5 protein-coding genes are annotated in these 13,246 nt (G+C 38.3%); 4 read left to right on the top strand and 1 reads right to left on the bottom strand.

Going from position 1 to position 13,246, the window contains the following annotated elements; all coding sequences use genetic code 11:
• Nucleotides 1–3,394 precede the first annotated feature (3,394 nt).
• Nucleotides 3,395–6,871, bottom strand: coding sequence for an FAD-linked oxidase C-terminal domain-containing protein (locus CQA44_RS08045; RefSeq protein ID WP_258864953.1), 3,477 nt, complete (start codon nucleotides 6,869–6,871; stop codon nucleotides 3,395–3,397).
• A gap of 426 nt (nucleotides 6,872–7,297) precedes the next feature.
• On the opposite strand from CQA44_RS08045, the gene CQA44_RS08055 reads away from it, so the two are divergent.
• The 4 genes from CQA44_RS08055 to CQA44_RS08070 all read left to right on the top strand — a co-directional run bounded on the left by CQA44_RS08055 (nucleotide 7,298) and on the right by CQA44_RS08070 (nucleotide 12,845).
• On the top strand, nucleotides 7,298–8,095 hold the full coding sequence (locus CQA44_RS08055) for an NlpC/P60 family protein (RefSeq protein WP_258864954.1): 798 nt from the start codon (nucleotides 7,298–7,300) through the stop codon (nucleotides 8,093–8,095).
• A 201-nt stretch (nucleotides 8,096–8,296) separates the two neighbouring features.
• Nucleotides 8,297–9,913 (top strand): AAA family ATPase, encoded by a 1,617-nt coding sequence (locus CQA44_RS08060; RefSeq protein WP_115546752.1) that lies wholly within the window; start codon nucleotides 8,297–8,299, stop codon nucleotides 9,911–9,913.
• Nucleotides 9,914–10,006: 93 nt separating this feature from the next.
• On the top strand, nucleotides 10,007–11,452 hold the full coding sequence (locus CQA44_RS08065) for a Na+/H+ antiporter family protein (protein WP_115546753.1): 1,446 nt from the start codon (nucleotides 10,007–10,009) through the stop codon (nucleotides 11,450–11,452).
• Between the two features lie 337 nt (nucleotides 11,453–11,789).
• Complete coding sequence (locus tag CQA44_RS08070; protein ID WP_115546754.1) at nucleotides 11,790–12,845, top strand: aspartate-semialdehyde dehydrogenase; 1,056 nt, start codon at nucleotides 11,790–11,792, stop codon at nucleotides 12,843–12,845.
• The last annotated feature ends 401 nt before the right edge of the window (nucleotides 12,846–13,246 follow it).

Raw genomic sequence — 13,246 nt, forward strand, 5'->3', positions numbered from 1 at the left:
CTTCTGTGTTGCTTAGTTTGTGTGTTATACGCTTTTTTATACATTCTACACAATGAGCGTGCAGATACGCACTTAAGCAAAGTGAGCTAGATTCAGACTTTAAGGTTCATCATGGTCGCAGAAACCAAGAGAAGGACAGACACTTGTTTGCTGGATTTGATATGCGCACGAAATATGTAGCAGAACTTCAAGTGTTCTAAGCACCCTATTTCAGAAAGATTGCAGACTCTTAAATATTAATTTGAAGACGTCTAAACACATACAGCATTTAGATTCAAAAAGCTCGATAACTTCACGCAAGCGATTCTAAAAGAGAACATTATTCATTTTGTATGCAGTTAAGGTTGTGAAGAAACATAATGCAAGGAGAGAAAGCAAGATTGTACTAAAAATGCAAAAAATATTTCACACTTTATTTTTACTTCATCTTAAATTCTATGTTATAAATGTGTCTTGAGAAGATCTCTGTGTTTTGAAAGAAATGTTGTTCTTAAAATTGTGAATATTTTAGTGAGAGGTTTTGAAACAATGCGGATTGTGATGATGACTGCATGCAATGAAATACAATGTAAAATATTTTCTTAGAGGGAGATGCAAAACTGCTTTCAAGCTATACTGAGCGAACGACACGACATTGCTAATATTAATTGTTGAGAATGAATGCAAGATCTAAATATGGAGACCGGGGAGGAGAAAATAAGATGCAAGAATGCTTGAATAGTAAGAGGGATTTTCCAATAGAATTTATCAATCGATACATAAAACTATAAAAATCCTATGATAAGATTGGGAATGAAATATATAATCTCTATTTTAAACTTTTATTTCTAAAGAAGATTCAAATCATCTCTACATCAATAAACACAAGCAGAAGAAAGTAGAATTGCTATTATTTAGATTTTAGAATCTCGTTTTGCATTCTCACTTCATTTAATCTTGCCTCATTTGATAAAACAAAAACATCAAATTGAGTATCGCTGATAGAGGATAAGCGGGTTTAAAAGCAGAAGTATTCTCTTAGAATTTAGAATCTCTTACATAGCTTACCTTACTTTTCTTCAATTTATGGATATAAGCTTTTAGGTTAAGTTAAAAGTCCCCTGCAAGCTAAAACTAAATTTCATTAAGTATCGATGTGGCATTCAACAAAAGAAAATGGCAGCATTAAGAAGTCTATAAACACTAAAAACTTATTCACTTAGCGTGAAAGCCGTTATTTTAAGCATTGCACCTAGTGTTCATAGAGGTAGTTTATATCTGGCAATATTGTTGCCCGTGCCATCTAACAACCCCGCTTATAATATCAACATAGCTCTGTTGAGTGGGGTATTATTGGGCGTAAAAAACAAAGGAGGAATAAGAGGATAATAAAACAATGACAATATTAGGAATAGTTCTTTGGTTGTTGCTGTAACAAACATGGAATCATCACCAATAGGCACAGCGCGTCTTGTGTGTTATCAGAGTATTCTGGCTAGAGTGGATACGCTCTCAGGAGAGGAAATAACTGTGGCATAATGAGAACAAAAAGTAATGACGCTAAGAACTTTTTAGTTGATTCTAACAATAATCACCAATCACAATATTTCAAGTTACGTCAGAGGATTTGAATATTTTTATAGAATGTGGCATAACTAATTACATAAAAAGTAGTTTTTACATAAAAAAAGTTGTTATTTATGTTTTAAATACCATAAGTCAATCTATTGATAATAGGAGGTTAGCTAGACTGCTACTTAACTCTGGATATGATGTTTGGAGGATAAGTTATCTACATTAGCTAGGGAAGTATATGCGACAAGCATTAAACTTTATGCCCGAAACACTCCGTTTGAGTTAGCTAAGGAATAAGATTGAATAATGTATAAGTTTCCAAGCAGAAAATAAGCATAACGATGTTGTTATAAGGAATGTCATACAACAGAGTTATCAGACACGATTTATGTCTATTGGAAGCTAATAATTTAAGTAGAAATCAACAAACGATTGTAAATAAGCAGTGCTTTGCCGTAACTACTATGTGAATGGAATTACATAGGTGTATTCAGAGCGAATAAAGATTTGAATTTCATAAGGTTTTTACAACTCTAAATCCTAAATTTTCAAACTTCCACTTAGCAATTGATAACCTCAATATCATGTCTATTGGCTCTATTCATTTCTATATTTGCATGGTTAAAATTCCTTACTTGTGGGCATCCTCAATCTTTTTATTAATGGCAAACCAAGAATCTAGAATCCCATTTATTTTGTCATTGCAAGACAAGGTGTTTAAGACAATAGCCTAGAATGCGCTTAACCATTCATTGCTAAAGAATCTTGTTAAGCCATAATCTTTAAGCTATATTCTTTCGTTTGCAAAAGCAAAGGGGGATTTGTGCTTCTTAGTAAAGTAAGTTCATATCTGTAATTGCATAAGGGAAATTATAGAGATTCTTAAAAACTCTGTGAATCTTTTGTAATGAAAGTCCTAGAATTTGGATTCTTATGGCATACCAATTCCTTCGCATAGGAAAGGAGGAGACTTGAGATTTACAAGCAGTGAATTACAGGTTTGGGTAACTTGTCTTTGTTGGCAGGTCTGTGCCATGTTACACAAGCACACTTTAACCCTAAGAGGCTTGTGTAGTGGCTTAAGGGAATGTATTCAGCCATTCTGTGTCATGTAATGAGCAGTTTGATTCAGTGTTTGCATGAGTCTTGCTATATTGATTGAGGAATACACTTCCAAACGCCAATGTTTTATTATTGCAAGGCAAAGCCAAGCAATCAATTCACAGAGAGATTTCAACTTATATTGAAAGTATGGATAAGTATTTGTGCAACTCATCTATCAATTTTAGAAGAAAAAAAGTCCTTATTGTTTCTCATAGAATCTTCGCTTTAATGACTTACAAAGATTTCCTAAGGTCTGTTATAAAAAACCAACTATATGCTTATAATATGCTTGTGGGTTTGCAAGAGCAAGTAATTACTCACTCTTGTCGATTCTGATTTCTGCTATAACGATACAACTAGAACCAGAGATTCTGTGTTTGTGAGCATACTGCATTTGATGATGTGTGTTTGCTTAGGTAGGGCGAAACACACTTCGCGTGTGCGTGAAAATTTTAGTGATTTTTTCACGTTCTCAAATCCACTTCATCTATTGATTTTAATAAGTGAATATTTACAGAAGTATTTACTTGTATGGTATTTCCTTGAGAATTGTAAGGCGATTCTTCAAACATATAACCCTTAGAGAGTATGGACTAGATTCTAGGTTTGCAAGTTGGGACACATGATTTGCTCATGTAAAATCTAATAGTAAATTATCCCTGCCTAATAGCTCTATGGATTGCTACAACTTATTTTCCAAGTCTCGAAATGGCAAGGTGTAGATTCTGCCTTTGTGCTACTTGCTGCATCTATCCACAAGATAAACCACATTTTGCCAGCCAAAGCCACTTTGCTCGCTTAAGCCTATCTCGCAAGTGCTTGAGCTACCATATCCACGTGCTATCTTCTTGCTAGAGAGTCCCGCATAGAATCTCTTGAATGCACCTAGCGCGCTTTCATTCAATTCGGGCGTAGTGAATCCCTTGTTTCCTGCGAAGCCACAGCACTCCGTTTTGTGATGAATGATGACTTCTCCTTTCGTGCAGGCTTTAGCCACCTCATAAAGCGTGTCGCTCCATTTCCCCCTCTTAGTCGCACACATCGCATACAGCCCGATATTCTCCTCTAAGGGCTGGATAGAGAGCTTTGCTAAAAGCACTTCTGCAAGGTATTGGGGCATATCATAAATCTTGACAGACAAACCGCTATGTTTTGCAAACTCCACCACCCGCTTTACTAGCTCATAGCTGCAAGCACTATGGTCGCAGACTACATCAAGCTTGTCCTGCTTCGCACTAATCACAAGCTCCTTGTAAGCCTCATAAGCTAGCTCACTAGAAACCTTTGGATAATCCTTAAACGCCTTGCCGCAACACAGACTATCAAGATTCTGTGGGTAGAGGACATTCACTCCTGCCTTATGACACACGCTTTCAAACACCTCTTGAATCGGACGTTTATCGGGCATTTTCAGCGAAGGGGCAAAGAGACGATTGATACAGGTGCTGAAGTAAATCACACTGCCCGTGTTTTTAGGCGATATTTTGGGACTAAGAGCATAGGTGTTGGATTGAGGCATAAAGCGCGGCACGATAGGCGTGTTTAGGGCTTTATGCGCACCTCTGCTAAGCAAGCCTGTTATCGTTGTACCCAAATATTTGTTACCCGCATTAGCGACTTTTATCGCTTTATGCGCCCATTTTATCGTGCGGGGTAGATTTGTGGCAAGATGACTCGCCGCCTTTTTAGCGACAAAGCCACTTTGTGCGTATTTGAAAGCGGAGACGATTTTTGCAGTGTCAATCTCTAAGGGGCATAAAGAAGCGCACATTGAGCAAGTAGCACAGGTTTCTACGCCCAAATAACGATAGCCTTTTTTGAGTTCTTTGAGAATCTCTTTTTGAGAGAGGGGGCGATTCTCTTGTGTTTTTTGGAATCCTAAGGGGAGTGTTTCTTGTGCCTTTTGTATCCATATATAGCCGCGGTTAATGATACCGTCTGCTACCTTGAAGAAAGGAGGATTCACAGTCTCTAAAGCGGGGCGAGGTTGAGAATCTGCGGCAGAGGTAGATGCTTGGATTTGGGGCTTTTGGGTAGGATACGCACTTTGATTTAGGGTGTTTTCGTCCGCTGGATTATCCAAAAGTCCTGCTGCTTCTAATTCCTCTAGCCTTGCTATCTCTCTGCGTACGGCGATTCTTTGTCTAGGGGTAAGCGTCAAATCCTTGCTGGGACAAACTTTCTCACAAAAGCCGCATTCCATACATTGATTGATAAAATCCTCAATGGCATTGGCGGGTTTGAGATTCTGTAAATGGATAGAGGGATCATCGCAGATAATCACATCAGGATTAATCAGCCCTTGCGGGTCAAAGATAGCTTTGATTTGTCGATTGATACGATATGCCTTTGCTCCCCATTCCCTCTCGACAAAAGGCGACATCATTCGCCCTGTGCCGTGCTCTGCCTTCGTGCTGCCTCCTAGAGCAATCACACTATCCACCATATCGTCCATAAAATGTGCGAAATTCTCCCTCTCTGTGCTATCGCCCAAAAGCGGCGTGATGATAAAATGCACATTGCCTGAAAGGGCATGTCCGAAAATAATGCCCTCAAAATGATATTTCTCAAAAAGAGCGGTGATTTTCTCCATTCCTAGCCCAAAAGATTCAATCTCAAAGCATATATCCTCTGTGATGACCGTGCTGCCCTTGCGCCTTGTCGAAGCCGAAATCGGTAAAAGTCCCTTGCGGATTTTCCACCACGATTCTTGCTGCTTAGAATCATAGCTAAATTCCTCGCCAAAGAGGCTAGGGGCAGCTTTAAGAGCGGATTGGATATGACTTACTTTAGATTCTAAGCCCTCTTTGGTAGAATCTTCAAGCTGGATAAGCAGGGCGCAATTCCCTTCTTTAGCACGAAAAATAATCTCTGGGATACCCTCTAAATCACTTACTGCCTTTAAACAACCATAATCCATCATTTCAGCCGCACTCACAAGGGATTCATTATGGGCGAGAATCTTCACTGACTTGGAGGCAGTGAGAAGATTCTCATAAAAGAGCAGGGCGCAGGCTTTAAAGGCATAATCCTCCACGCATTCATACTCCACGCGTGAGACAAAGCCCAAAGTCCCCTCCGCACCGATAAAGATATGATTGAGAATCTCTTTTACATCAGCGAAATCAAGCAGGGCATTGAGACTATAACCTGTCGTGTTTTTGATAGCGAATTTGCGCCTAATCAGTGCGGCTAATGTGTCATCTGCGAGAATCTGCTCCCTCAAATCAAGCAGGGAACGCACTAAGTCTTGGTGCGTGCATATAAAGTCGCTTAAACTTTTTTCATCGCTGGTATCAAGCACAAAGCCATCGCGCAAAATCACGCGCACGGATTTTATCGTGTTGTAGCTATTTTGCTTCACGCCACAGCACATACCGCTTGAGTTATTTGAGAAAATCCCGCCAATCATCGCATTATTGATAGTCGCTGGGTCTGGTCCTATCTTTTTACCAAAGGGCTTGAGGGCGGCATTCGCATCACTGCCTATCACCCCGCAAGAGAGCCAAATGGATTGGGGGCTAGGGAGGGAATTGCTCTTCTCTTGAGAGGGAGTAGGGACACAGCAAGCTAGGGTCGGAGCAGAATCTGCACTTTCTTGCAAGGTATGCGCTTGGGGGGTATGCTGATGTGCCTTACTAGAATCGTTCTTGTGAGAGGAGCGGTGAGAGCCTTGAGAGCTTGGGATAGAATCTGCGCTTAAAGCGGGCGATTGAGGAGAGTGTATCGGGATTGAGTTAGAATCCGCGCTTGGTGCAGGTGATTGGAGAGGGCTTGGGGAATGTGCCTCTTTCTTGCTTGGGGAGGGCGCGGATGCGGTGAGAGGGCTATGAGACGTGTGGGCTTGAGGAGAGCTTTGAGAGAAGTCCTGCGAGGTGTCTAGGGCTTGAGATTCACTCTCTTGCGGGGATTTGAAAACAAGCTTTATGTCCTGCCAATGAGTATTAGCAAGCACAAGTACGCCCTCACTACACGCCTGCCCACTTAGACTCGTCCCCGCAGCGCGAAAACTAAGCGGGACATTAAAGCGCGCACTCCATTCAAAAAGCTGACAAATCTCTTTTTCGTCCTTTGCCCTCACCACGACTTGAGGGATATAGCGATAGCAGGACGCATCAGCCCCATAGGCAAATCGCCGCAAATAATCCGTGTGGATTCTATCGTCAAAGATTGCTTTAGCAGCTTTTACAAAACCTTGATAATCTGGTTGCATCTTGGTGTTCCTTTGGATTAGCTAATGTCTATTTTATCATAAACTAGGCTTTGATTATTGTGAGATTCTCCCTCTTTTTTTCAAAATGAATCTTAGAGTGTTACTTAAGAAATGTAAAACCTAGAGCTTTATCTGACATCTTTTTTGTAATAGCTTGATTAATGATGTATTGAACGATGCGCTGCTTGCAAAATATAGATTGAGAAAAAGGTTAAGATGCAATCTCTTAGCTGTTCTTGATTTGTTTAAGATGTTTGATTGTTTGGATAACCAAGCTTGTTTGAGAAGGCACAAGGGTATTTCTAAAATATAGCGAAGCAGCAGTCAAGGTTTATGCTTTTAGAGAATCACATCATAGTAATGCGATATTTTAATTTATCAAAATCTATTATAATAGCCTCTTTATTTTCTCAAGAGAGAGAGATTATGCAAAAAAACCTTACCCTACTTGTGAAGCTCTTTTGCGCATGTCTGTTTATAATGTGTGTTGATGCTAGTCAAACACACATTAGCAATAAGCCCAATAAACACGGCAGCAAAGATTCTGGAATAAGACAGGATTCTCTATCGCATCAAGCTCATAATATCGCCTATAGTATTCAAGTAGGTAGCTTTAGGAAACTTCAGAATGCGGGGAATCTTGCAGATTCATTAAATAAAAAAGGGCTTGATGCCTTTTTCTTTAAAGAAAATGGAGTATATAAGGTGCGTTTTGGTAACTTTGCAAATTCCAATCTTGCAAAGGCGCATGCCAATCAATATCAAAAGCAAGGATTAATCAAAGATTTTTTTATTGTTTATCCACAGAGTTATGTTATCAATAAGCACACTTCACAGAAAGTAAAAATTCACGATGTGCGCTTAAGTATTGCAAAGCATGCGCATAGCTATATTGGGACTCCCTATAAATGGGGAGGAACTTCCTCTAGCGGTTTTGACTGTAGCGGTTTAACAAGAGCTGTTTATCGATTAAATGGTTTGGATTTACCTAGAGTTTCTCAAGACCAATTTAATACGGGTAAGTTTGTATTAAGAACCAAGTTGCAACAAGGTGATTTAGTTTTTTTTACTACAAATAATGGAAACAGAATCAATCATGTGGGAATTTATGTTGGCAATGGGCAATTTATCCATGCGCCAGGGAAGGGCAAACAGGTGCGTAAGGCAAATCTTTATAGCAGTTATTGGAAAAAAGTTTATAGGGGTGCTAGAACTTATCTCTAATAGCAATTTACAAAATGATAACCTTATCCTTTGCGTAAGCAGGATAGTCTCACCCTTTCGTTGTTGAATGAATGGTTTGAAAGGTGTTTGTCGAATTCTATAGGGTTAAATGGCACGGTATGGAATCCTATTCTTTTGTTTGAATTGGAAGTTTGGGATTTTTGTTATTATTTTAGGCATTCAATATAGTTAGGATAATCCATGATTAAACGTATTTTGATTAATAAATCGCCTACATTTTCTTATCTTGAGCTTTACACACATGCTGGATTGAATGTCATTAGCGGAGTGAGTGGTAGTGGAAAATCTGTATTTTTCAATTCCATCTTAAGTGCTTTTGGCTTGAAAGAACCCAATGCAGAGCTGATTGAAATTAATCTTGAAATAGATTTTAAAACATTTGGTATTGATTTAGAAGATTGGGGAATTTCTAGTGAGCTTATTGATAGTCAAGGAGAGACTATTGTATCTATTCTCAAAAAACAAAACACACGTTATTTTTTTAATCATCAATCTCTCTCTAAAAAAAAGTTGAGTGAAATTGCTAAAAAATTTATTCGGTATATCAGTGTCAAAGATGCCAATGAGCTTGAAAGCAAATCTATGCTTAATCTGTTTGATAATCTCATTGGAAAAAAGGATTCTAGGCACAAAAGCCTTGTGTCTGAATACAGAGAGATTTTTATTCAGCTTAAGGAGTGTAAGAGTGCTTTGGAGGAATTAGAATCCAAAGAGCGCAATATAGAAACACTTAAAGATTTCGCACAGTTTGAAATTGATAAAATCACAAGCATTCACCCATGTCCGGGGGAATATGAAAAGCTATTGCATGAAAAAAGGCTTTTAAGCAAAAAAGAAAAAATTTTGCAATATTGCAATATGGCATTACACACTCTGGATAGCCTAGATTCTGTTTATAAGGCTTTTGAGCTTTTAGAAATTGATAGAGCTTCTTTTGAATCTGCCATTATTGAGGCAAGGGAACATATTGAGAGCGGCATGGCTACCTTTGAGCATTTGGAGTTAGACCCTGAATCTTTGTTGGAGCGTTTGTCGCAACTAGCAGATATTAACCGTAAGTATGGGAGTGAGGAAAATGCCCTTGCGCATTTAGAGGCACAAAGGGAAAAATTAAAAGAATATGAAAATATATCTTTTGACAAAACACAATTAGAGAAAAAGTATCATGACCTTGCACAACAAGCACATAGCATTGCAATGACTTTGCATGAACAAAGACTCAAATTCATTTCGTTATTTGAGAAACAATTAAATAGCTTTGGCAAGGATTTGAGGCTTAAGAAAATCACTTTACAATTACAAAACGTAATTGAGGATTTTGCAAGCAGCGTCATATTGCATCATCTTCATGAAAATGGCTATGACACTTTAGAGATTTTCTTAGATTCTATTCCTAAGAATAATATTTCTTCGGGTGAATATAATCGCTTGCGATTAAGTATGCTGTGTGTTCTTGCAAAAGGAGATACGGAGAAGAATGGCGCACAATGCAGAGGGATTCTCATTCTTGATGAAATTGATGCCAATTTGAGTGGAGAAGAGAGTGAGGGCGTAGCAAAGCTGCTTGCTTTTCTCTCCAGAAGTTATCAAATCTTTGCTATTTCGCATCAGCCCTTTATGCCCTTACTTAGCGATAATCATTATCTCATTAGTAAGGATTTGCATAATAAAGGACAAATTACTCTGCTTGATAATGCAGGAAAAATTACAGAAATTGCTCGTATGATTAGTGGTTCGAATTTAGACAAAAATGCACTTAACTATGCAAAAACACTTTTGGAACAGCAAAGGAAATAGATTTTGTGGGCATTTTGGCTCACAATAGTTATAGAATTGATAGTAAATTTTGGTTTGTTATCCTAATCATAGGATACAACAATAAGGAAAAATATGGATATTTTGGGTAATGCGGTTGTAGTCTCTGTGCTAGTCATGGCAATTTTGTGTGTGTTGCGTTTGAATGTCCTTTTAGCTATTTTTATTGCTGCATTATGTGCGGGAGTACTCTCCCCCAATCTTTTGAGTAAATATCAAGATTCTCAACGGAGTGAGACAGATTCTGCACCTGTAACTTCTCATTACACAGAATCTCAGACGACAGAATCTAGCAGCATAGATTCCGATACTTTTAATGTAACTGCTAAAGATTTTTTAGATTCTCTACTTAAGATTGTTATTGTTACAGGGGACATTCTTATCAATGGCATGGCAGGCAATCTTAACGTGGCACTTAGCTATATTCTCTTAGGAGCCATAGCAACAGCAATTTCACGTACGAATCTCATGCCTGTTTTGCTGCATGGTATCACGAAGAATATTAGTGATAGAAGAATCATGTTTGTTCTTAGCATTGCTTGCCTTGCGTGTTTTTCACAGAATCTCATTCCTGTGCATATCGCTTTTATTCCTATTCTTATTCCTCCGCTTTTGAGTCTTATGAATAAACTTCAGATTGACAGGAGGGCTGTTGCCTGTGCGCTTACCTTTGGATTACAAGCTCCTTATGTAACGTTTGGTGTGGGCTTTGGGTTGATTTTTCATACCGTGATTAAGGACCAGATGGTAGCAAATGGCATGCAAGTTGGACTTAGTGATATTGCTAGTGTGATGTGGATTGGGGGAGTGGCAATGCTTGTAGGCTTATTTTTAGCAGTCTTTATACTCTATAAAAAACCTAGAATCTACAAGGATTCTGTGAGTAAAGACTTTGAGAAAATATCTATGAGTTGGAGAGAATATGCAGTTTTAGTAGGAGTTATTCTTGCATTTGTAGGACAACTCATTACGGGGTCTTTACCGCTCGGGGCATTTGTTGGACTCTTGGGCATGATTATCCTAGGCGGTATCAAATGGGGAGAAATTGATTTGATTATGGAGGGCGGTTTAAAGATGATGGCATTCATTGCTTTTGTTATGCTTGTGGCTGCTGGATATGGTGAAGTTTTGCGTCAAAGTGGTGAAGTACAAAATCTTGTGAATACAATATCGACTTTCACAAATACGAAATTTATGGGTGCAATTCTTATGTTATTGGTTGGGCTTTTAATCACTACGGGGATTGGGACTTCCTTTGGTACAGTGCCCATTATAGCTGCAATTTATGTTCCCTTAAGTGCCGATTTAGGCTTTAGTGTAGAGGCTACCATTTTGCTTATTGGTATAGCTGGGGCGTTGGGAGATGCAGGTTCTCCTGCTAGTGATAGCACTTTAGGACCTACTTCTGGATTGAATGCAGATTCACAACATGACCACATTCGTGATACTTGTATCCCGACATTTTTGGTATATAATCTCTCTTTATTGACGTTTGGGGTTATAGGAGCTATGGTTTTATAAAAATTACGGATAAGATTGTTTGTTAAGATTATCTTGGGCTTACAATTTGACATCTTAAAATTGCCGCTACTTGACATTGTTTTTTTGTGTGTATTGGTGCTAGAAATGGAGATACCACACAATGTGAGACTTTTTTGTTGCTTCAATGTTGTAATTTCACTAGAATCTAGCGGTTGAATAACATTTATATAAAAAACCAGCAGATACACAACTCAATTAATTTAACAAAATTAGGATATAATTCGCTTATATTTCGAGATTAATTGCAAAATTAAGCGTATTTTAACTATAAAATTATGATATTTAGAATAAAATCCAATCAACAAAGGATACAGGAATGTCAGCAAATACTCAACAGCCACAAAAAGAATATGTTGTAGGGATTGTAGGGGCAAGTGGTGCAGTAGGCGAAGAGCTCCTCTTGGTTTTGGAACAAAGAAATTTTCCTATCAAAAAATTAGTCCCCCTAGCAAGTCAAAGAAGCATAGGTAAGAACGTGGAATTTCGAGGCAAACATTACCCTATCTTAGAAACAACAAAGCAAGTGTTTCAACAAGAAGGTATAGAAATAGCTTTTTTTAGCGCGGGTTCTAGTGTTAGTCAAGAATACGCATTAGATGCTGTAAATAGCGGGTCATTAGTTATTGATAACACAAGCTTTTTTCGTATGCAAAAAGATATTCCTTTGGTTGTGCCAGAAGTTAATCCTAGTGATATTACAAAAGATTCTACCATTATTGCTAATCCTAATTGTTCAACTATACAGATGGTGCATGTTTTAGCCCCTCTACATAAGGAATTTGAGATTGAACGTGTAGATGTTAGCACCTATCAAGCAGTGAGCGGAGCAGGAAAGCGGGGTATGGAAGAGCTTGTTGTGCAGATGCAGAAATTTTTTGCCTTTGAGCTTGATTCCATAGAATCAAAAGTTTTTCAGCACAAAATTGCACTTAATCTTATCCCGCATATTGATGTTTTCCTAGAGAATAACTACACAAAAGAAGAAATGAAAATGGTGAATGAGAGTCAAAAAATCATGCACGCAAATTTTCAGCTATCGGCTACTTGTGTGCGCGTGCCAATTCTTAGGAGTCATAGTGAGTCAATCACTATTCGCTTTAAAAAAGAAGTAAGCGCAAATAAAGCAAGGGAGATTTTAGCAAATGCCCAGAGTATCATTGTGCTTGATTCTCCACAAGAAAATCGCTATCCTATGCCGCTTATTGCAACCAATACAGACGAAACTTTTGTGGGACGTATTCGTGAAGATAATTTTGATAAAAGAATCCTGCATGTATTTTGCGTGGCTGACCAAGTGCGTGTGGGTGCAGCGACAAATGCAGTGCGTATAGCGGAGAAATGGATAAGTCTTTTTGACCAAAATAAGATATAACAATCGTGGAATCTAAGCTTATTGACATGCTTGATTTTGAATTGGGGAATTGAGTTTTTCATGTTTTACCCATTTATCAGTAACGACTGCCTTGCTTGAGGAGCTTGTGAAAGCAAGATTCTACAATCAAAGCGAATGTTTTTGTGTCAATAGAATGTTTGTGCAGTGTGCTTGCGTGAATGACATAGGCAATATAATTTTCATAGTGGAAAGACAAAGAATTGCAAACATTTGCATCTAATATTGAGATTCGTATAAGAGAGTGCAATGTATTTTGGGCATGGACTATACTCAAGAAGCCCATAGAATCCTAGATTCTATACAATTTCTTAAAATTAAGCATCGCAGTGATTTAAAGTTGTATAGCAAAAAAGACTTAAGGCTTTGTACTCTGTTTAACA

This window comes from Helicobacter sp. MIT 14-3879 (assembly GCF_003364125.1).